General features: G+C 65.3%; 14 protein-coding genes. 10 read left to right on the forward strand and 4 right to left on the reverse strand.

The genetic code is table 11. The features are described 5' to 3' along the window. Positions 1 to 165 precede the first annotated feature (165 nt). From LPA36_RS15440 to LPA36_RS15455, 4 genes are all read left to right on the forward strand, one after another. Positions 166 to 651, forward strand: coding sequence for a hypothetical protein (locus tag LPA36_RS15440; RefSeq protein ID WP_407674295.1), 486 nt, complete (start codon positions 166 to 168; stop codon positions 649 to 651). A gap of 78 nt (positions 652 to 729) precedes the next feature. Then, positions 730 to 1185, forward strand: a complete 456-nt coding sequence (locus tag LPA36_RS15445; protein ID WP_228878102.1) for an Rrf2 family transcriptional regulator — start codon at positions 730 to 732, stop codon at positions 1183 to 1185. A 157-nt stretch (positions 1186 to 1342) separates the two neighbouring features. Then, positions 1343 to 1990 carry an NAD(P)-dependent oxidoreductase gene (locus LPA36_RS15450; protein WP_228878106.1) on the forward strand — a complete coding sequence of 216 codons (648 nt, stop codon included), beginning with the start codon at positions 1343 to 1345 and terminating at the stop codon, positions 1988 to 1990. Positions 1991 to 2126: 136 nt separating this feature from the next. Then, complete coding sequence (locus LPA36_RS15455; protein ID WP_228878109.1) at positions 2127 to 4733, forward strand: mechanosensitive ion channel family protein; 2607 nt, start codon at positions 2127 to 2129, stop codon at positions 4731 to 4733. Between the two features lie 15 nt (positions 4734 to 4748). Here the strand turns inward: LPA36_RS15455 and LPA36_RS15460 are convergent, their stop codons facing one another. Continuing rightward, positions 4749 to 5429, reverse strand: coding sequence for a cysteine dioxygenase family protein (locus LPA36_RS15460; RefSeq protein ID WP_228878113.1), 681 nt, complete (start codon positions 5427 to 5429; stop codon positions 4749 to 4751). A 130-nt stretch (positions 5430 to 5559) separates the two neighbouring features. Here LPA36_RS15460 and LPA36_RS15465 point away from each other — a divergent pair, with 130 nt between their 5' ends. Continuing rightward, positions 5560 to 6033 (forward strand): Lrp/AsnC family transcriptional regulator, encoded by a 474-nt coding sequence (locus LPA36_RS15465; RefSeq protein ID WP_228878116.1) that lies wholly within the window; start codon positions 5560 to 5562, stop codon positions 6031 to 6033. A 148-nt stretch (positions 6034 to 6181) separates the two neighbouring features. Further along, entirely contained in the window at positions 6182 to 6382 is a 201-nt protein-coding gene (locus tag LPA36_RS15470; RefSeq protein ID WP_228878119.1) for a hypothetical protein, read from the forward strand. A 28-nt stretch (positions 6383 to 6410) separates the two neighbouring features. On the opposite strand, the gene LPA36_RS15475 is transcribed toward LPA36_RS15470, so the two are convergent. After that, positions 6411 to 8861, reverse strand: a complete 2451-nt coding sequence (locus LPA36_RS15475; protein WP_228878121.1) for an FUSC family protein — start codon at positions 8859 to 8861, stop codon at positions 6411 to 6413. A 205-nt stretch (positions 8862 to 9066) separates the two neighbouring features. Between LPA36_RS15475 and recC the strand changes: the two genes are divergently transcribed. Genes recC through recD form a run of 3 tightly spaced genes read left to right on the forward strand, consistent with a single transcriptional unit; the run spans position 9067 to position 18187 of the window. Then, positions 9067 to 12447: an exodeoxyribonuclease V subunit gamma gene (recC, locus tag LPA36_RS15480; protein ID WP_228878124.1), complete on the forward strand. Its 3381-nt coding sequence runs from the start codon at positions 9067 to 9069 to the stop codon at positions 12445 to 12447. Then, positions 12444 to 16157: an exodeoxyribonuclease V subunit beta gene (gene recB, locus LPA36_RS15485; RefSeq protein WP_228878127.1), complete on the forward strand. Its 3714-nt coding sequence runs from the start codon at positions 12444 to 12446 to the stop codon at positions 16155 to 16157. Before recC ends, recB begins: the two co-directional genes overlap by 4 nt. Then, on the forward strand, positions 16154 to 18187 hold the full coding sequence (gene recD, locus LPA36_RS15490; protein ID WP_228878128.1) for an exodeoxyribonuclease V subunit alpha: 2034 nt from the start codon (positions 16154 to 16156) through the stop codon (positions 18185 to 18187). The genes recB and recD overlap by 4 nt, the downstream gene beginning before the upstream one ends. Positions 18188 to 18302: 115 nt before the next feature. Here recD and LPA36_RS15495 read toward each other — a convergent pair whose 3' ends face one another. Continuing rightward, positions 18303 to 18947: a VC0807 family protein gene (locus LPA36_RS15495; RefSeq protein WP_228878130.1), complete on the reverse strand. Its 645-nt coding sequence runs from the start codon at positions 18945 to 18947 to the stop codon at positions 18303 to 18305. A 200-nt stretch (positions 18948 to 19147) separates the two neighbouring features. On the opposite strand from LPA36_RS15495, the gene arfB reads away from it, so the two are divergent. Further along, positions 19148 to 19552 (forward strand): alternative ribosome rescue aminoacyl-tRNA hydrolase ArfB, encoded by a 405-nt coding sequence (arfB, locus tag LPA36_RS15500; RefSeq protein ID WP_228878132.1) that lies wholly within the window; start codon positions 19148 to 19150, stop codon positions 19550 to 19552. Between the two features lie 72 nt (positions 19553 to 19624). Here the strand turns inward: arfB and LPA36_RS15505 are convergent, their stop codons facing one another. Beyond that, positions 19625 to 20917, reverse strand: coding sequence for an EAL domain-containing protein (locus LPA36_RS15505; protein WP_228878134.1), 1293 nt, complete (start codon positions 20915 to 20917; stop codon positions 19625 to 19627). Positions 20918 to 21179 lie beyond the last annotated feature (262 nt).

The raw sequence follows: 21179 nt of genomic DNA on the forward strand, positions 1-21179 counted from the left end.
TCCATGACGGAATCACGACCCGGCGGCGTGCCTGCCTCGTGCAATGTGCGCGGGATACGCGCAGGAAGCCGGATAAAGCGGGCATGTTACGGGCTGCAAGGCGGGCGGCGTATGATGACGACGTTTTCAGCATTTCGAAGCCGCTCAACCCGGCTCACTTCCGTGATGATCTCTTTTCGTGCCTCCCCCCTGATTCGCCGTACAGCGATGGCGCTCGCCCTGCTCGGTGCGCTCGCCGCATGCCAGAAGAACGATGCATCGGCGGGGCAGGTCGCCGGCAAGCTCGATGACGCCGCGCAGGTCGCGGGCCAGAAACTCGACCAGGCAGCGAGCTACGTCGGCCAGCAGGTCGACGCAACGCGTGCCACCGCCGAGCAGAATCTCAGCTCCGCCGCTTCGACGCCCTCGGTCCAGATCGATCCTGCGGCACTCGCATCCTCGGCGCAGGCGAATCTCCAGAACGCCGCCAGTGCCACCAGTGCGGCGATCGATCACGCCGCCTCGATGACGGGCGAAGGTCTGCAGACCGCCGGGCACAAGCTCCAGCAATGGTCGAACCAGAGCACGGCTGCTTCGTCGTCTGCTTCCGCGTCGACCTCGACATCGACTGCGCCGGATTCGACCGACGCCCAGAAGCAGATGGACAAGTGATCCGCCGGATTGCGGCGGTTTGACACTCGCATTAAATGTAATTACCATGGTTACACATCGTCACCGGAAGCAGTCGCTGTGAATATGAGTAGCCGGTTCGCCTTTGCTGTGCACGTGCTGGCGCTGCTGTCGCTTCAGGAAGGCGTGCCGCTGTCGTCGGAGATGATTGCGGGCAGCGTGAACACGAACCCGGTGCTGGTCCGCAGGCTGCTTTCGATGCTGGCCGAAGCCGGGCTCACCACGTCACAACTGGGTGCGGGTGGCGGGGCCCTGCTGGCGCGCGCGCCCGGGGACATCACGCTGCTGGAGGTCTATCGCGCGGTGGACGATGCGCAACTCTTCGGGCTTCACCGCGAAGAGCCGAACCCGGCCTGCATGGTCGGGCGCAACATTCAGGTGGTGCTGCGCGGCATCATCGACGACGCGCAGCGGGCGATGGAAAGCGCGCTCGCGGCACGCACGCTCGCGGATGCGACGGCCGACGTCGAGCGGGCAGAGCGACAGCGGGCGCGCAAAAAACGCGCGCACGGCTGAACGATTCGAAAACAGGTCTGCCGGGCGCAACGCGCCATGAGGCGGGACGAAAGAGGACAAAGCTGGACGAAGATTCACACGGGGGCGAAGCCCCTCTTTTTTGCTCGATATATGTAATCGACGTAGTTACATTTAAACACTTCACGGGAGCATCACGATGAGCAAGACACTGAAAATAGCGTTGTTCGGCGCGACGGGCATGATCGGTTCACGCGTCGCAGCGGAAGCGGCGCGCCGCGGGCACACGGTAACCGCGCTGTCGCGCAATCCGGAACGCGTCCCGACCGATGTCGCGAACCTGAAGGCGGCGTCGGCCGACGTGCTCGATGCGGCGAGCGTAGCGGAGGCGGTGCGCGGCAGTGACGTCGTCGCGAGCGCGTATGCGCCGCCGCAGGGCGATGTAGGCGTGATCGTGGCGGCATCGAAAACGCTCGTCGACGGTACGCGCGCAGCCGGCGTGAAGCGTCTTGTGGTCGTGGGCGGCGCGGGCTCGCTCGAAGTCGCGCCGGGCACGCAGCTGGTGGATACAGCAGGCTTCCCGGACGCCTACAAGACGATTGCGCTCGCGCACCGCGACGCGCTGGCGTATTACCGCACGGTCAGCGATCTCGACTGGACGTTCTTCGCGCCCGCTGCGCTGATCGCGCCGGGCGAGCGCACGGGCACGTTCCGTACCGCGGCGAACGTGCTCGTTGCGGACAAGGACGGCAACAGCACGATCTCCGCCGAAGACTACGCAATCGCGTTCGTCGACGAAATCGAACAGGCCCGGTTCATCCGCCAGATAGCGACGGTCGCATACTGACGCGGCGCGGGCAGGCCGGCGTGGTCTCCAGATCGCGCCGGGATCTGCAAGTGTCCTAACATCCGGTTACGCATGTAAATGTCGACGCGCCGTAACTGCGGCTACACTGGCGTGTCCCGTCCTGTCACCGGATCTCATGAAGTCACGCCCCTCGCGGCGTGAACCCGGGGCCGCGCCGTCGCACGGCGCGCGACCGGTCGTCCACGCCGATTTGTCGCCTTATCCGTACTCCCGCCGCCAGCCAGCTCCCGCGCGTGCGCCATCGTGGCTTGCCGCGTGGTCTCCGGCTGTGTGGCTGGCCGTCATGGTGTGCGCCGTCCTGCTGGCGGGCGCGCCGCACGCTGCCCGGGCGGCCGGCACCCCGATGATTCCGGCGCTCCAGAGCCTCATCAACAGTGCGACCGCTTCGTCGGCTGCGGCGGGCTCAGCGCCTGAAGCGGCGTCGGCGCCCACGCCTGCGAGCCAGGCCGAACTGACGCACTCGCTCGACAACGTCATCTCCACGCTCGATAACGATCGTCAGCGCACCGCACTCGTCACGCAGTTGAAGAAGCTGCGCGACGTCTCGCAGACCGTGGGTCCCGTCGCGCCCGCGCAACCGCAACCGAGCCCGGGTCTGCTGGGCGCAATTGCGTCGGGCATCGCATCGGTCGAAACCGACGTGAGCAACGGCCGCACGCCGCTGCGATACTGGGCGGGGCGTTTCAACGCGGCGGGCAACGAGTTCTACACGATCGTCGCGAGCCAGGGGCGCGAGTCGTTCGGCCGCGTGCTGCTCGACCTGTTCGCGATGCTGGCCGGCTGGGGCGCCTGCGCGGGCGGCCTGATCTACGTGCAAAAGCGCATGTACGCGCGCTTTGGCATCGTGAATGAACTGAAGCCGAATCCGACGACGCGCGAGTTGCTGATTTTCGCGCTGAGGCGGGTAGGGCCATGGATCGTCGCGTTCGTCGCCGCGCTGCTCTTCGCGCGCGCGATGCCGGTCGCGCTCGGCCGCACGCTCGGCATGGTGATCACGTATGCGATCGTTGCCGGCGCGGTGTTCTCCTCGATCTGTCTGATCATGTTTTCGCTGTTCGGCTCCGGACACCGGCGCGTTGCGGTGGGGCTGCTGCTTGCGCACGGCCGTCGCCTGCTGTTCGTCATCGGCATCTGCAGTGCGCTCGGCGATGCAGCGGTGAACTATGACGTCGCGCATCAACTCGGCTCGAACCTCGCTGCGCTCGTATCGACGGCGGCGAACATGACGGCCGCGTTGCTGACCGGCTATTTCGCGCTCGCGTTCCGTCGTCCCATCGCGCATCTGATCCGCAACCGCTCGTACGAACAGCGGCACGGACACAAGGCCGCCACCGATGCGTTCGATGTCCTCGCCTCAATGTGGCATCTGCCGATGCTGATGCTCGCGGCCGTCTCGGTGATCGCGACGATTGCGGGCATCGGCACGAGCGAAAACGTGCTGCAGATTTCCGTGTTGACGGCGCTGCTGCTGGTGCTGGCGTTCTTCATGAGCGCGATCGTGCTGCGCATCACGCGCCCCGGTGACCAGCGCCGCCGGCGTCGCTCGCCGTACGTGTCGCGTCTGCTGCGCTTCTTCGGCACACTGATGGTGCTGTTCATCTGGCTTGCTTTCCTGGAATTCGCGGCGCGGCTGTGGGACATTTCGATCGCGGAATTCGTCGAGGAAAGCGTCACTGCGCGCGGCATCGCGCACGCGGTGATGGCGATCATCACGACGGTATTCGTCGCGTGGCTGATCTGGATTCTGATCGACACCGCGATTCTCGATGCGCTCAACCCGACGAGCCCGCGCACGAAAGGACGCAACCCGAGCACGCGCGCCCGCACGATGCTGCCGCTCGTGCGCAACGCGCTGCTCGTGTCCATCCTGACGATCGCCGGGATCGTCACGGCCGCGAATCTCGGGATCAACGTGACGCCGCTGCTGGCCGGCGCCGGCGTGATCGGTCTTGCGATCGGTTTTGGCGCGCAGTCGCTCGTGACCGACCTGATCACGGGGCTTTTCATCATCATCGAAGACACGATTTCAGTCGGCGACTGGATCGACGTGGACGGCGGTCACGCGGGCACCGTCGAGCACCTGACGATCCGCACCGTGCGCCTGCGCGACGGGCAGGGCGCAATCCACGCCATTCCGTTCTCGCAGATCAAGATCGTGAAGAACCTGTCGCGCGATTTCGCGTACGCCGTATTCGAAGTGCGCGTGCCGTTCACGGCGGATGTCGACCAGGTGACGCGTCTGATCCGCGAAGTCGGCGCCGAACTGATGGCTGATTTCCGCTATCGACGCGAAATGCTGGGCTCCGTCGAAGTATGGGGACTCGACCGTTTCGAGCCGAACTGGATGGTCGTCAAAGGGCAGATCAAGACACGGCCGCTGCAGCAATGGAGTGTCGCACGGGCGTTTAACCTGCGGCTCAAACGCAAGATGGATGACGCGGGCATCGAGATTCCGGTGCCGCAGATGCGCGTCTATACGTCGACGAAGGATGAAGCGGGCACGGAGATCCCGCAGGAAGAGGTACAGGCGCCGATGCACGCGCAAGGCGGTGGCCATGCATCGGCGGCTTCGGCTGCTTCGCCTGGTTCAGCGGCTTCGATGGGTCCGGTTGCGGCGCCACGCGACGTGTCGCATGCGCCGCGTCCGGCGCCGCCTTCTACCGGCGAAACGGCGCCTGTCGCGCCGCAGATTCCAACGGCCGGCGAGGCCGGCAAAACCTGACGGGCTGCGTGATCATTACGCGAGCGCGCGTTGAGCTGGGCGTTCAGCCGTCGCGGCCGCGCGCAGCAGATCGTTCACATGCGTGGCGATCTGTTCACCCGGCACGCCGTACACGTGCAGCGAAACCGCACGCACGTTGCTGCGGTTGCCAAGCTGGTGGATTCCCGTTCGTCCGGCGCGCGTGAACGACACGGCGGCGGGCTCACGCGGATGGGTGCGCACTTCGGTCGCGCACTGACCGGCATCGCTCCATTCGAAAACTGTTTCTGTCAGCGTGCCTTCAATGACCGCGTAGCCGCACCACGTGTGATGGGCGTGCACGGGGCTCATCTGGCCAGGCATCCACACGAGTGCAGCGACCGCATAACGGCCGAGCGGATCGGCGGCGAGCAGATGACGACGATAGCAGTCGGGCGAACCTTCCCGCTGCGCGGGGTTCAGCAGCGTGTCGTCGGCGATGGCTTCGGCGAGCGCGGCACGAACGGCGCGCGCGAAACTGGCCCCTTGGAAAGGATCGACGCTGCCGGCAGCGCGGGTGGATTCACCCAGGGCGACGTCGAGCGAGCGGCACAGCCTGCCGATGGCGGCGAGCGGCTGCGTTGCCTGCCTGGCCCGCGCCTGCAGGTGCCGGGTGTCCGCGCCGGCGAGGCTAAGGGCGGCGCGGTCGGAAAACATCAGGTTGGCGTCGTGGCTCATGGCGATAATGAATGTGTTGTTGTGTGGTGTTCGGACAACGACATTTATACCGGTTTGCGCGGAGAAAGAGTTTTCATATAATTCCCCTTGATAACGTAAAAATAGAATAATTTTCTACCTGGGTGCCCTCATGGGAATGGACCTTATCGACCGGAAGCTGCTTGAACTGCTCCAGTCGGACGCTACGATGCCGATCGCGGAACTCGCGCAGCAGGTGAACCTGTCGCAAACGCCGTGCTGGAAACGCGTGCAACGGCTGAAGGAAGCGGGCGTGATCCGCGCGCAGGTGGCGCTGTGCGACCCGCGCAAGCTGGGCGTCGGCACCACGGTGTTCGTGGCCATCCGCACGAACCAGCACACGGAAGAGTGGGCGCAGATGTTTACGCGCGCCGTGCAGGACATTCCAGAAGTGGTGGAGGTCTATCGCATGAGCGGGGAGACGGACTACCTGCTGCGCGTTGTCGCGTCCGATATCGATGATTACGACCGCGTCTACAAACTGTTGATTCGCGCGGTGCCGCTCTACGACGTCAGCTCCAGTTTTGCGATGGAGCAGATCAAGTATTCGACGGCGTTGCCGGTGCGCGCGACAGCGATCACGTAACGGGCGGGAAACACCGCTGTGTTGCATGCAGGGCAGCGGTGGTTGCGCGGTATTGCCTGCGTCGCGTCAGGCGTGTTGCAAGCAGAGTGCAAGGACTGCGGGCGTAGAATGCCGCTTCCTTCGACACAACCCGCCCTCTGGTGTTTTCATGAACGAACCGCGCAGGAAGAATCCGACTTTTGGCATCGCTGTATTTATCGTGGTCGTCGTGCTGATTGTGATCGGGACGCTGGCTTATAACGCGATCAAGGAAAAGCGCGAGTTCGACGAGCAAAATACGCCGATGCCCCAGGCCGCCTCGGCCACGACGTCGACCGGTCCGAACGGCGCGACCGGCGCCTCGCAGTAACGCGGCACGGCACGCGGGGTCCGGTCGATCAGTCTTCCGGCAGTCTGATCACGCTCGCGTCGCGCCGGATCTGCGAGGCTGCCGCGACCATCTGTTTGCACTGGTGCGCGAGCTGCTTCAGGTCATGAACCGCATCTGCCGAATAATCCGCTGACTGTTCTGCTTCCACCACTGTGGCGTCGAGTTCGCGGGTCATGTGTTTCGCGATGTCGGCCTGATCGGCCGGCGGGGCGCTTCCCAATTCAGCTTCGCTCAGATTGTCGCGCACGAGGGTGAGCGCGCGCTGCAGCGAGTTCAACGAAACGACGCCCTTTTGCTGCGCGGCCGTGCGTAACAGCGGCGCGGCAGCCGTAATCTGCGAAGCGAGGACGTGGCTGCGGACCAGCAGGTCATTCAGCTCGGGCACGAACTTCTGCGCCGACTTCGGTTCGAGCATCATGCGCTGGAACGCCTGGCCGAGATTTGCAAACGCGACATGCACGTTCTTGCGTGCGAGCCGGTAACGGAAGTCGCGGTCGAGCGCATTGGCAGCGGTTACCGCAGCGGGTGACGTGGCAGCAGGCGTGGTGGCTGCTTTGGGTGATACACCAGGCACAGCCGTAGCGACGCCGGCGGCCGGATTGATCGCTGCATTGCCGACAACCGATGGCGCGAGCACAGCCGTATCGCCGCCTGCGGACGCTTCCGCCAGTGCCGCGACCGGTGCCCGCGCGCCCGCCTCGGTGACTGCTGTCGCGGAAATGCCCGCGCTTGCCGGGGCCGGCTTGCCGCTCCACCACCAGCTCGCTTCCAGATACTGGCGGGTCGCCGAAATCATGTCGTTGACGAGCTTGCCCATCAGCCGGTATTCCCAGTACGGGAACAGATGACTCGCGGCAATCGCGATCGCACAACCCACGACGGTATCGATCGCGCGCTCGCCGATGATATGCAGGCTGCCCGGTGCGAGCAGATGAAACATCAGCAGCACATACGACGACGTGAACACGACGCTCGCGGTGTAGTTGAACAGCAGCAGGCTGTAGCTCATCACCATCGAGGCGAACATCACGACCAGCAGGATGTGCGGTTCCTTGACGAAGATCATCAGCGCGATACTGGCCGTACAGCCGATCATCGTGCCGACGATCCGCTGCCCGTTACGTTGCTTGGTCAGCGAATAGCCCGGTTTCAGGATGATGACGGTGGTCATCACGATCCAGTAGGCGTTCGTGAGCGGCAGCAGACGGCCCAGCCAGAAGCCGACAGCAACCGCGATCGTTACGCGCAGCGCATGCCGGAAACTCGGCGACGCCATCGTCAGGTTCGTGAAGATCTGCCGGAACGGCACGCGGCGGCTGGAGATGAAACGCGACAGCGCCTGGTCGACCCGTACTTCGGTTTCCGTCACGTCGGCGTCATCGGAGAGGCTCTTTCTCATCCGGTCGATCAGACGCGTCGCGCTCCAGATGCGCCGGAAGGTTGCCGACACCGCCGCGTACGCCTCCGGGTTTTTCGTCTGCACCTCGTGCCTGCGCAACTGCTCGATTTCGTATTCGATGGCCCGCAGTTCGGCCTTCATGCTGATGCGCAGCCGTGGCGGGCGGTTGCGTAATGCCGCGAGGCCGATGTCTTCAAGATCGGCCGCGACCTTGCGCATCAGGTCGCGATAAAAGATCAGCAGGTCGGAGCCGCCGAACGTGTTGCGTACCAGCGGATAGTCGGTGTGTGCGCCGACGATCAGCTCATGCAGATCGACCGTATTGATAAAGAGATTGAACAGGGCAGCGCGCCGGCCGTCCATCCGGCCGCTTTTCAGCTTCGGCAGGTTGCGCAGCACGATGTCGCGCGCCGCGTCCTGGCGCTCGACCGCAGCAATCTGCCTCGCGACGAGATTGCGGTAGCACTCGTCGAGATCGTGGTCGAGGTCGTAGAAATCGGAGCGTGCAAGCAGGTAATCGGCACAGGCGAACACGCTCTCCGCCAGCGCCTGTTGCTCGATGCGATGCATCATCCAGCGGCTCACCAGCGTCGCCCAGTATGTGTACCAGAGGCCGCCCAGCAGGATCCACGATGCGTTGACGAGTGCCTGCAGGGGCGTGAAGTGCTCCTCCAGCGTCATGATCATCATGAAGAGCGTCGCGAAGCTGATCTGCGGCCAGCGGTTGCCGTAGACGACGATCAGCGAAAGCACGAACGTGAGCGGTACGACCGTGCACCAGAGCGCCACCGGGTTGACCGTGGCGAGCCCGGTGGCAAGCGCGGAGAGAAACCCGATCACCGTGCAGGCAAGCATCTCGTTGTGCTTGTACTTGAGCGGGCCCGGCATGTCGACGACGCAGGCGCCGAGTGCGCCGGTGGCGATCGTAAACCCCAGTTCGCGGTTGTGAAACACGACGAGGCAAAGCACGGCCGGCAATGAGACGCCCACTGCAATGCGCAGTCCGCCATAGAAATACTGGCTGTACAAAAATTTCTTGATTTCGACCGAATAACGCATCGACTGCCTGGGCTTTGCTGGTTTGAGGGAAACGTAAAAACGCCTGGGGGCCAGACTCAAGCTGCGTCGAGTCTAACTGATTTTGTACGGGCTCTGACCTCATCCATCCGGCCAGGTTCTACGCGATCGACGCCTTTGTTATGCTGTCGCCTCAATGTCTGTCGCCGTGTCCTGTCAGGGCCGCGACGCCGCTTTCCCGGGTCCCATGCTCCAGCTCTTCTATTCGAACCGTTACGAGACGCTCGCAGCAGCGCTGCTCGACGATCTGTTGGCCGCGCCGCCCGATCCGTGGGCGGCGCAGTCCGTCATCGTGCCGAGTGCCGCAGTGCGCCGTCAGCTCGAAATCGATATCGCCGAGCGGCATGGTGTTTGCGCGAACATCAACTTCGGCTATCTCGCGCAGTGGTTATGGGCACGCATTGACGGCGTGATTCCCGTGCCGGTTCATTCGCCGTTCGCGCCCGACCGGCTCGTATGGCGTTGCTACCGGCTGCTGGGCGAACCGCCCGGCGACGGCGATGGTGCGGCATGGAATGCGTCGCCGCGTCTGCGCAGCTATCTCGATGCCGCGGATGCGCCCATGCGCTACGAACTCGCACGGCGGATCGCCACGGTGCTGGATCATTACCTGACGTACAGGCCCGAGTGGCTGACGCAATGGCAGGCAGGCGGTTCCATTTTCGCGGGGGCTTCAGGATTCGCGCAGGATCAGGGCCCCCGGCTCACGGGCGGCAGTGAGGCCATCCGCGAGGACGAGCGCTGGCAGGCCGCGCTGTGGCGCACGCTTTCAATGGAAGTCGCGGGCGATGTGCAGTCGCCAGCCGATGCCGCGCCGCCTGCTTACCGCTTTCTCGATCAGGTGCGCTCGCTCGACCTCGACGCCGTCGCACGGGCGCAATGGCCGGAGTCGGTGAGCGTGTTCGCGCTGCCGACCATGCCGCCGCTGCACGTCGCGCTGCTGCGCGAACTGTCGCGCTGGATCGATGTGCGCCTCTACGTGATGAATCCGTGCCGCGAGTACTGGTTCGATATCGTCAGCGAAGGCCGTATCGAATCGCTCGATGCTGCCGGTCAACTCGACTTCCAGGAAGTGGGCCATCCGTTGCTCGCGGAGTGGGGCAGACAGACACAGGCACAGTTGCACATGCTGCATGAACTGACGGAAAGCGCTGCATCGAGCGAGGTGTCGCAGTTCGTCGGGAATCCCGGTTCGAGCTGGCTCGCCAGTACACAGAACGCGATTCTCGATCTGCACAACGAAGCCGATGGCGAACCGCCCGCCGTGCACGGCATCGAGGTCCACGTGTGCCACAGCCTGTCGCGTCAGCTCGAAGTGCTGCACGACCGTCTGCTTGGCTGGTTCGACGAGTTCGACGACCTGCAACCGTCGGACGTGCTGGTCGCGTTTCCCGACCTCGGCGCTGCCGGTCCGCTGATCGACGCCGTGTTCGGCACGGCGCCGCCCGGAGACACGCGGCGTATTCCGTATCGCATCACGGGCTTGCCGCCATCGCAGGCCAATCCGGTTGCGCGCGTGCTGCTCGACTGGCTGGCGCTGCCTGACCGTAGCGTCGGGGCACCGGAGCTGATCGAATGGTTGCGCGTCGATGCAATCGGTGCGCGCTACGGCATCGATGCGGTGGCGCTCGAAGCCGCGCAGGAATGGCTGGCGGCGGCCGGCGCGCGTCGCGGGCTCGCGCCGGTCGAACCGGATGATGTAGCGGTGCCTGTCGCGCGCCACACGTTTTCGGATGCGCTCACACGTCTCTTTCTTGGCTACGCGATGCCCGAGGGCGGCGATCCTGTCGATGCCTGGCTTCCCGTCGAAGGTGCTGACGGCTCGGATGCCGAACTGCTGGGGCGGCTTGCGCGCTTCGTCGACGATATCGACGCGTTCGCGCGCATATGCGAGACGGAGCACTCGCCGGCGGAATGGACGCAGTTGCTGCTCGAAACGCTCGGTCAGTGCTTCGACGGCGGCGTGCTGTTCGCCGATGCGCTCTCGGACGTGCGCGATGCACTCGACGCAATGGGTGCCGCGATGCATGCAGGGGCCGGGCATCTGACGTTGCCGGCAGCGGTCGTGCGCACCGCATTTGCCGAAGCGCTCGACGATCCCGCGCGCGGCGGTGTGCCGTGGGGCAGCGTGACGTTCTCGTCGCTCACGAGCCTGCGCGGGCTGCCATATCGCATTGTGTGCCTGCTCGGCATGGATGACGGTGTGCTGCCGAGCCTCGCCCGCGCCGACGAGTTCGATCTGATGGCGGCGTTCGGCAAGGCTGGAGACCGCCAGCGCCGTGACGACGAACGCAATCTGTTCCTCGACCTCGTATTGGCTGCGCGTGACCGTCTGCTGATCGCCTACACCGGGCGCAGCATTCGCGATAACGCGCCGTTGCCGCCGGCCGCACTGGTCGATGAATTGCTCGATCACCTTGCGCGCGTTTCGTCCGGGCCCGATGCAGCGCCGGCGGAAGTCGATCTCGCGCGGCGTGCGTTCGTCATCGAACATCCCTTGCAGCCGTTCGCATCGGATTACTTCGAGTCGGGCAGGGGGCTTTTTACCTATGACGCAGATCGCGCGGAACTGGCGGGTCTGCTGGCTGCCCCGCGCGAGGCAACCGCCGCGCCGTTCTTCGCGCAACCGTTGCCCGCCGAAGCGGCAGCGCCCGTCGCGTTCGACAGTTTCATGCACTTCTGGCGTCATCCCGCCCGGGCGATCCTGCGCGACCGGCTTGGCATCGTGCTGTCTGATGCGCAGGGCGAACTGCTCGATGTCGAACCGTTCGAACTCGACTACGCAGGGCGCGACGCGCTGGCTGACCGGCTGCTGCCGGGGCTGCTCGAACGGGATGAAAGCGACGATGCGTTGGCGCGCGCACGTCGCGTAGCGGAAGCGAGCCCGGAACTGCCAGGCGGTGCGACGGGCGCCGTATGGCGCGCACGCGAGCTCGGCGCGCTGCGCCATCTCGCAGAGAGCGTTCGCAGCGAACTCGCTGCGGGCGTCGAGCGTTTGCCGTTTGCGCTCGACATCGTCCCGCGATGGCCTGACAGCGCCAACATCGAATTGTTCGGCGAGCACGACGTGGCGCTTCGGCAGGCAGCGCTCGACTCGCCGTTCCATCTGCATGGCACGCTCAACATGCTCACAGAGGCCGGCCAGGTCATGTTCCGCTATGCACGCCCTTCGGCGCGCGACTATCTGTCGGCGTGGCTCGCGCATCTTGTCTACTGCGCGGCGTACCCGTCGGGGCCTCGGCGAACGATCTGGCATGGCAGCGGCGAGACGTTCGAACTCGCGCCCGTCGAGTCACCGCTCGACGAACTCGCGCCGCTCGCGGCGCTCTACCGGGCCGGGCGCATGTTGCCGCTGCGCTTCTTTCCGAAGAGCGCGTGGGCCAGGATCAGCGACAGCGAGTCGGCCGCGCAGGGCGCGTGGATCAACGACCGCGTGCGCGGCGAATCCGACGATGCGGCGTTGCGGGTCGCGTTGCGCGGTACGCCGCTGACGCTCGATGAGCCGTTTGGCACGCTCGCGGCGATCGTCTTCAAACCGCTTGTCCAGCATCTGCGGAGCGGATCATGAGCGGCGCATCGTGGGTACAGCACACCGCGGCGGAAGAGCTGGACGTTTTCGCGTGTGCGCTCGATGGCGTGAACCAGATCGAGGCTTCGGCGGGAACCGGCAAGACGTGGAATATTTGCGCGCTATATGTGCGGTTGCTGCTCGAGAAGAAGCTGAACGCCGACCAGATTCTCGTCGTTACGTTCACGAAAGCGGCGACGGCGGAACTGCACGAACGCATTCGCGGACGGCTCGCCGAACTGGACCGCGCAATCGAGACGGGCGATGACGGGGGCGACCCGTTTATCGCGCAGCTCTTCGAGACCACGCTCGCACCGGAAAACGGCATTGACTTCGGTGACGCCGCGAAGATCGTGCGTCGCGCGCTGCGCACGTTCGATCAGGCGGCCATTCACACGATTCACGCGTTCTGTCAGCGCGCGCTGCAGGAAGCGCCGTTCGCCGCGGCGATGCCGTTCGCGTTCGACATGGAAGCCGACGATGCCGCGTTGCGTTTCGAACTCGCCGCCGATTTCTGGCGTCAGCGCGTCGAGCCGCTCGCGGCCCGACATCCCGCGTTTGCGTCCTGGCTCGTGGCAAAACGTGCGGGGCCGGCGTCGCTCGACGAACAGCTCGCACGGCGCCTCAAGAAGCCACTTGCACAGTTGCGCTGGGGCGGTCTCGAACTCGCGGATGAGTCCGGTGCATCCGGCGCACACGCCATGCAGGCATGCTTCGACAGCGCGCATACGCTATGGCGCTCGGAGCGCGAGGCGGTCGTCGCATTGCTGGGCGCAGCGCAGGAGCGTCTGAGCAGGACAACGCACAAGCCGGAGCAGGTGAGCGCTGCGATCTCTGCGTGGACCGAATACTTCGCAGGCGACGATGCTCATGAAGCACCACCCAAAGCTGCGCTGAAGCTGACCGCATCGGCGCTCAAAAAGGCAACGAAAGTCAAGTTCGAAGCGCCGGAGCATCCGTTTTTCACGCTTGCTGAAGAGCTTGCCGCTGCGGTCGTCGCATCGGAGGCCATGCAGCGCGCGCGCTGGCTCACGCTTGTCCAGACGTGGCTCGACACCGCGCCGGCCGAGCTGGGTGCGCGCAAGCGCACGCGCCGGGTGGTGTCATTCGACGACCTCCTGTCGAACCTGTATCGCGCGCTCGCTTCGCATCCGTGGCTGGCCGACGCGTTGCGCACCCGCTATCCGGCAGCGTTGATCGACGAGTTTCAGGACACGGACCCGCTGCAGTTCGCGATCTTCGAGCGCATTTTTGCGCCGTCGGGACCGCTCTTTCTCGTCGGCGATCCGAAGCAGGCGATTTACAGTTTCCGCGCGGCCGATCTGCATACGTATCTGGCCGCGCGCGACGCTGCGTCCGCCCGCTACACGCTGGCCGTCAACCAGCGTTCGACGTCGCCGATCGTCGAGGCCTGCAACCGGATTTTCGGGGCGAACCCGCAGGGATTCGTGCTGGAGGGTCTCGACTACCATCCGGTGCGCGCGGGCGCGCGGCAACGTCCGCCGTTCGTCGACCGGTACGGCACGGGCGGCGACTTCCGTGTGTGGATGCTGCCGCAGGGCGACGCTGCGCTGACCAAACGCGAGGCGCAGCGGCAGGCGAGCGAAGCGTGCGCGGCGGAAATCGTGCGTCTGTTGCGCGGCGCGCGTGAAGGCTCCGTATCGATCGGCGACGCGCCGCTCGCGCCGGCGAGCATCGCCGTACTGGTACAGACACACCGGCAGGGGAGTCTCGTGAAACGGTCGCTGGCGGCGTGGGGTGTCGGCAGTGTGGAACTGGCGCAGGCATCCGTATTTACAACGCTGGATGCCGAGCAGATCGAGCGCGTGCTGGCGGCCGTCGACACGCCGGGCGATCTGCGCAGGCTAAGGGCCGCGCTCGCCACGGACTGGCTCGGGCTCGACGCCGCGGCGTTATGGCGTCTCGAGCAGATCGTAGAGGCTCCTCTATCGCAGGACGATCCCGCGCATGCGGCCGATGCGATGAGCTGGGTGGAGCGGTTTTCGCGCTACCGTACCCTCTGGCACGAACGCGGCTTCGCGGTGATGTGGCGCACGCTGATGCGCGAGCTTCGCGTCGCCCAGCGGCTCGTGGCCGGCGTGGATGGCGAGCGTCGTCTGACCGATATCAACCATCTTGCCGAACTCGTGCAGGCGCGCGTGGCGACGCAGCCTGGCATCGCGCCGACGCTGCGCTGGCTCGCGGCACAACGCACGCAGGGCGGCGGTGAAGAGGCGCAACTGCGTCTTGAATCGGACCGCAATCTCGTGCAGATCGTCACGGTGCACAAGTCGAAGGGCCTCGAATACGCGGTCGTATTCTGTCCATTCCTGGGTGACGGCAAGCTGCGCGAGCCACCTGCGTCGGGTCTGCCGGACGCGCGGGAATATCACGATGACGACGGCGCCGCCGTGCTGCATTACGGTTGCGATGACGATGAAGCCGACCGTGCGCAGCGTTATGCCGCGCGCGAACAGGCCGCCGAGCGGGCGCGGCTCGTGTACGTGGCACTCACGCGTGCGGTGTATCGCTGCTATCTGGTTGGCGGTGTCTATCTGGCGTCTCGCGCGACCAAAGAGTCGCGCCGCAGCGTGCTGAACTGGCTCGTGGCGGGCGAAGGTTATACGTTCGACGGCTGGCTCGCGGAACCACCCGACGAAGCTGTATTGCAGGCGCGCTGGCAGGCACTCTCCGGCGGGCCGGTTGCGATCGAACCCTTGCCGCCGCCGGTGCGTCGCGTGCCGCTCGAAAGCCAGCAGAGCGACAGCGCGAACATGCAGTCGCGTATGAACCGGCGGATGTTGCGCGATCAGTGGCGCATTGCCAGTTTCAGTGGACTCGTGGCGGCGGGCGCACGCGCTGAAGAGGCGTTCGTGCCGGCCGAAGAGGCGCGTCCCGATCACGATGAAGTTGTCGATGTTGCGGCGGACATGAACGCCGCGCCTGCCATCGTGCAGCGCCCGGAACGTGCGGCCGATGACATCCTCGATTTTCCCCGCGGGGCCGCAGCGGGCGAATGCCTGCACCTGATGTTCGAGCTCGCCGATTTCTCCGACCCGACAAGCTGGCCGAATGCGATCGAACGCGCGTTGCGTGAGCGCCCCGCACCTGCGCTGCCCGACCTGGCGCGTCAGATGCCGTCGATGATGCACGCGTTGCTGACCGATATCGTCGCGACCGAACTCGTCCCCGGCATGACGCTCGCCACGCTGAACCCGCAGCGCAGGCTGAACGAACTCGAGTTTCTGTTTCCTGCGCACGCGTTCGATTTTTCTGCGCTGCGTGCTCTGCTCGTGTCGCACGGCTATCCGGACGTCGCGCTGGAAGCGGGCGCGCTGCGTGGCTTTGTCAAAGGATTTATCGACATGATCGTCGAGCACGACGGGCGCTACTGGATCGTCGACTGGAAATCGAATCACCTGGGCGATACGCCGGATGACTACGATGCGGCTTCGCTGGACTTGGCGATGGCGGGTCACGCGTATCACCTTCAGGCGCTGCTCTATACGGTTGCGTTGCATCGCTATCTGCGCACACGCGTGCGCAACTATGCCTACGAGACGCATATCGGCGGCTACCTGTATCTCTTCGTGAGGGGCGTGCGGCCGCAGTGGCGTCGTGAGGGCGGCGCCGCGGGTGTCCATGTGCGCACGCCATCGGCGCAACTCGTCTTTGCTCTGGATGCGTTGATGGATGGGGGCGCGGCATGAGCGCATTCGAACAGCCGCCACTGGATATCGAGGTCACGCTGCCGACGCCAGCCGATTTCAGCACGGCGCTTGCTGAAGGCTTCGCGCGCCGGCTCGGCGTGCTCGCACGCCGGCTCGGCGGCAACGCGGCGAGTGTGCGCTGGGCACAGCGCGCGGCGTTTGCCGTCAGTCGCGCTACGGCCGAAGGACACGTCTGCGTGCCGCTCGACGTGCTCGCCGCGCGTTATGAAACACCAGAGGCGGACGTTCGCGCGGCGCTGGCCGCGAGCGGAATCGCCTGTGACGGGTCAGAAGTAGCGGCGGCGTTGCGGCCACTCGTCATCGACCCGCAGGGCCGTGTATTTCTCGCCCGTTACTACGAGCACGAGCGGCAACTCGCACGCGCGCTCGTCGCGCATGCGAAGCGCGACGACGGGCCGTCCGCATCGGCGATGCAAGACGTAGCGCAGGATGCCGAAGCGCTTCGTGCGCGTCTGCTGCGTTACTTTGGTCCGCCGCGCGATGACGAACTCGACTGGCAGCGTGTCGCGGCTGTCATGGCGTTGTCGGGCCGTCTTACGATCGTGAGTGGAGGGCCGGGCACGGGCAAGACGACGACTGTCGTCGGTGTGCTGGCGTGTCTGCTCGACGCGGCGCCTGATCTGCGTGTCGCGCTCGCCGCGCCGACCGGCAAGGCTGCGCAGCGCATGCAGGAAGCGCTGCTGGCCCGCGCCGGCGATCTGCCGCCAGAGATTGCCGCACGGCTGCCGCAGACGTCCAGTACGCTGCATCGTCTGCTAGGCAGCGGGCCGGGCGGCCGCTTCAGACATCATCGCGACAATCCTTTGCCGTTCGACGTGATCGTGATCGACGAAGCATCGATGATTGACGTTGCGATGGCTGCGCATCTGCTCGACGCGATCGCGCCGCAGACGCGCCTCGTGATGCTCGGCGACAAGGACCAACTCGCGGCAGTCGAGGCAGGCGCCGTGTTCGCCGAACTCAGCGCGCGTCCGGCGTTCAGCGCCGGGGGAATCGCGCGGGTCGCGGCCGCGCTCGACATTGGCGTCGCGCAACTCACCGCGGCTTTGCCGGCTACGACGTCGGGTGCGTCGATGCCGTTGTCGGGATCGACGCCGTCGCGCTTCGAAGACGACCTGTCCGGCATGACGTCGTACGAAGAAGGGCATTCCGCGAACCGTTCGCCCTCGCAGACCAGCGAGCCGCTCGCCGATGCTGTTGTCTGGCTCGAACGCAACTACCGGTTCGGTCTCGATTCTGCGATCGGTCGTCTGTCGCTGGCAATCCGGAGCGGCGATCCACAGGCCGTGCTCGATACGCTGACCCCCAATCCGGACACGCCGTGCGCGGCCGCGCTTTACGAAGACGCCTCGCCTGCCCTGAACGAGCGTACTGTCGCGCGACTCTCGGCCGGTTTCGCGCCCTATGCCGAAGCGCTTTCGGAGGCGCTCGCTTCAGGCGCGCCAGATCCGGCGCCGCTCTTCGAGGCGCTGAATCGTTTCCGGGTTCTGTGCGCGACGCGTTCGGGACTTCGTGGCGTCGAGCAGGTCAACACGTTGATGGCGGCACAGGTGCGTTGCATGGCGCGTATTCCGTTGACCGTTGGTGCGGGCTGGTTCGCGGGCAGGCCGGTGATGGTCACGCGCAATGACTACGCGTTAGGCCTCTTCAATGGCGACATCGGCATTGCGCTGCCAGGCGCGGACGGCGCGCTGCGCGTGTATTTCTGGACGGGTGACGGCAGTTCGCGCGCTGTGTCGCCGGCGGCGTTGCCGCCGCACGATACCGCGTTCGCGCTGACGGTCCACAAGTCGCAGGGTTCGGAGTTCGAGCACACCGCGCTCGTATTGCCGACGACGTTCGGCCGCGTGCTGTCGAGGGAACTCGTTTATACGGCGATTACGCGCGCGCGCGAGCGGGTGGAAGTCATCGGCTCACGCGCGGTGCTGGCGCAGGCGATTGCCGCGCCAACGCAGCGGGACTCAGGTCTCGCTGCACGGATCGAGGAGGCGCTGGCGCAGAGCACGTAACGAGACGCGTCGCAATCCGCGCCGGAGGGCGTCGCCGCATACTTCGCAGGATGTTCCCGCGAGCGGCGTAATCCCGGACGTCCGCCTGCGAACTGCGGCGATACCGGGCAATACGTTATCCAGCAAAATCACCTGCAGCGCCGCCCGCATCCGAAGCGCGTTTTTTGAGGCCTTTGCGGTACCAGAACGTCCACAGCAGCAGCGCGCCGTAGATGCCGTAACTCGCGAACGGCGACACGACGAGAAAGCGCTCGATGGGCCACGTCATCGCCATGAAGACACGCACGGCGGTTTCGACTGTCAGCCCCACGCCCCACACGGCCGTCATCAACCGGAGCGCGGACGCGAAAGCGGGACGCGCGCGCCACAGCGCGTCGATCTGCGCGGCGCCGTCGGCTTTTTCCCGCGCGACGGTCGCCCGTGCGAGATAGAACACGAGCGGGCGCGGCATCAGAAGCGACGCGAGGAACGCAACGCCAATGGCGCCCGACACCAGCGATTCGCGCAGCAACAGCATGCGCGGACTGCCGCCCGCCGCCATTGCCGCGATCGACAGTACGATGCCAAGCAGAACCAGCACGCTGAGTGCATCGACGCGTCGAAAACGGGCGAGCTCGACGAGGCTCCAGATCACCGGCGGCACTGCCGATGCGATGAGTCCGCCCGTTTCTCCCCAATGCGGCAGGGCGAGGCGATAGGCAAGCCACGGCAGCGCCAGGTTCACTATCAGTTCCAGCAAAAAGCTCGCGCGAATTTTCATGCCGATGTGTCTCTTCTCAAGGTGCCGCAAGTATCGTGAGGGTGCCGGTTGCCCGCAAATGTTTTTTTATTCGATGCACCCGGCTTGCGACGCGCGTAAAGTGCCGCGCATACGGCGGGTCATCTGCCGGGCACAGGTTCGCAACGCACGACGCCGCCCGCCCAGGCTATCCTCGCGTTTGACCGCAAACCATCCGAGCCATGACGTTACGTTACCCCGTCCCACTCAACGAAATCGAACTGACGGCTGTTCGCGCGCAGGGCGCGGGCGGCCAGAACGTCAACAAGGTGTCGAGCGCGATTCATCTGCGCTTCGACGTGCGGGCCTCGTCGTTGCCGGACGTGCTCAAGATGCGGCTGCTCGCACTGTCGGACCATCGTCTGACGCGCGACGGCGTCGTGATCATCAAGGCGCAGGAACACCGGACGCAGGAGATGAATCGCGCTGCCGCGCTCGCACGGCTCGACCAGCTGATCGAAAGCGTGAGCGTCAGCCGCAAGGCGCGCGTGGCGACACGTCCGACGCGCGCATCGAATCTGCGCCGGCTCGATGGAAAAACAAGGCGCGGCGAAATCAAGGCAGGCCGCTCGCGCGTGGACGATTGAGACGTCTTCGAGCCGGAGCGCAACCCCGCAGTAGTGCAAATCCCTGCGCGAGCCTGCATATGCGCTCGGCGCTCAGCGCTTTGTGCCCCGCGCCCGGTCGGGCCGGTCCGGCAGAAAATCCGCACAGAACACATCCGGACCGCCGCTCCCATCGACGCTGTCGATGGTAATCGCAGCGGTATAGCAATCCTCGCCCTCTGTCAGCGAATAATGCGGACCCATCAGTGCGACGCGCCCGGGCGTTGTCAGCGCGTGACGGAAATACGCGCGCCGTGACCAGTTGTTATGCGTGTCGGGAAAGAGCGGCGCGAGGCGTTTCGGCGGCGGCCCGAGGTCTTTCGCGGTTACCGACGCCTGTTCCTGCAACCCATGCGCGTTGAGCACGAAGATCCGACGCGCCTCGCTTACCGCGAAGACGTGCTCGGCCGCCTGCGCCAGATCCCGCGTCGCCGAATAGACGCGTGCGCCCGCGCGCACCGCTTCGGCGTACGCCTCGAAGCCGAGCTGCTGGTGACGCGTATTCGCGCGGTCGTACGCGGCGTACTTGTGCCACATCGAATCGATCAGTTCCGGCGCGCCGGCACCGGCTTCGCGCACGGACGCCTGCGGCTTGCCGAACCAGTAGCCCTGCACGAAATCCACGTCGGCCTGCATGAGGATCATCAGCTCGTCGTCGGTTTCGACGCCTTCGGCGAGCACGAGTGTGCCCGCCTGATGCAGCATCGCGATCAGATGCGTCATCAGCGATTCATCGCCTTCGCGCTTGCCGGCGCGGGCGATCAGCGAGCGGTCCAGTTTGACGATATCCGGACGCAGCCGCCACACGCGGTCGAAGTTCGAAAAGCCCGTGCCGAAATCATCGATCGCGATCAGGAAATCGCGCGGGCGGGTGGCCGCCAGCGTGCGCGCCACGGCCTCTTCGTCGCCGGCGGGCTGCTCCAGCAATTCGATCACGATGCGCTCGCGCGGCAGGCCGAAATGGGCGGACAGCTCGTCGATAAACGCGCGATGCGGCCACTGCGTTTCGAACACCTGCGGCAACGCGTTCAGAAACAGCCAGCACGAATCGATTTTCTGTTCGACGAAGTTCGCGACATGCAGGCACCGCGAGAGCCGGTCGAGGATCGGCGCGTTCGCGTGGACCTGAGCCTGCGAGAAGAGTGCATCAGGCGTGACCGGGTTGCCCGACGAATCGGTCGCGCGCAACAGGGCCTCATATCCGACGATGCGTTGATGGGTGATCGACAGCACCGGCTGGAACACGCTGTGCAGCGTGATTGAGCGCCAGTTGGCCGTCCAGCCGTCGCCGGTCCGGACGAGGCGGGGCAGGAGGCGGCTAAGCGTCAGTTCGTCGACGGTGGACATCCGGTTCTGGAGTAAGCACGATAACTGTGCATGCTGCCGGCCGCGCGTGATCGCGATGCCTGCCGGCGAAAGCCTCGCCTGCGCGCGGCTGCGTAACCCATGCCTCGCGGCGTACGCCAGCGATTTCGCGCGAAGGGCCATCGAGACCAAGGGTCGAAAACAGTCTATCAGTTCATTCGCCTGATGAGTGTTCGGCGAAACACAGAATCCGGTGCGTCAGCGCGTTCGTGTCGCGGCAGGTATGCTGCTGTTTTTCTGCAAC

It is taken from the genome of Paraburkholderia saeva (assembly GCF_907164555.1).
GTDB lineage: Bacteria > Pseudomonadota > Gammaproteobacteria > Burkholderiales > Burkholderiaceae > Paraburkholderia > Paraburkholderia saeva.